Origin of the sequence: Bacillus sp. I-2, from assembly GCF_001974945.1 — a bacterium.
Classification (GTDB): Bacteria; Bacillota; Bacilli; order Bacillales; family Bacillaceae; genus Bacillus; species Bacillus safensis.
Genome location: NZ_LZRW01000027.1, coordinates 1 through 465, shown reverse-complemented (window position 1 = coordinate 465; position 465 = coordinate 1). Strand labels below are relative to the sequence as shown.

General features: G+C 63.9%; 1 protein-coding gene. It reads right to left on the bottom strand.

Translation table 11 applies throughout. The features are described 5' to 3' along the window. Positions 1-226 (bottom strand): thiolase family protein (locus BAE31_RS08995; protein ID WP_212667501.1); only part of this gene is annotated, 226 nt, incomplete at its 3' end. Between the last annotated feature and the right edge of the window lie 239 nt (positions 227-465).

Below are 465 nucleotides of genomic sequence, written 5' to 3'. Positions count from 1 at the left end.
AGCCCAGTACACACTCGCGCGCCAGGCTCATGTCACGCGTGTGCTTGAGCACTGCTCCCGCCACCACCTCCCCCAGGCGCAGGCCGTGCAGGCCGTAGCGCTCGACCAGGCCTTCGAGGGCCGCGGTGAGCATCGCCTGGTTGCTGGCAGTGGCGTAGGCGCCGTTGGAACGAGCGAAAGGTATTCGATTGCCGCCTATGATCGCGACCCGGCGCGCTGGACGCATGTGATGTCCTCCTGCTATCAATGATTCGTACAGCCTAGGTGTTTTTTTCGCATCCGAACGACCGTAATGCAAAGTTGGTCCACACTTGCCAGCTTGCCATCAGGGAGAACCGTACATGAGCGATCGTTATCTCGGCTTTGCCAACTCCAACCTCGGTCGACGCGTGGTCGATGCCGTCGGCCTGCCCCGCCCCGCGCACCTGGAGCGCTGGCCAGCGGGCCGCTTGCGTCCGGTGGAGG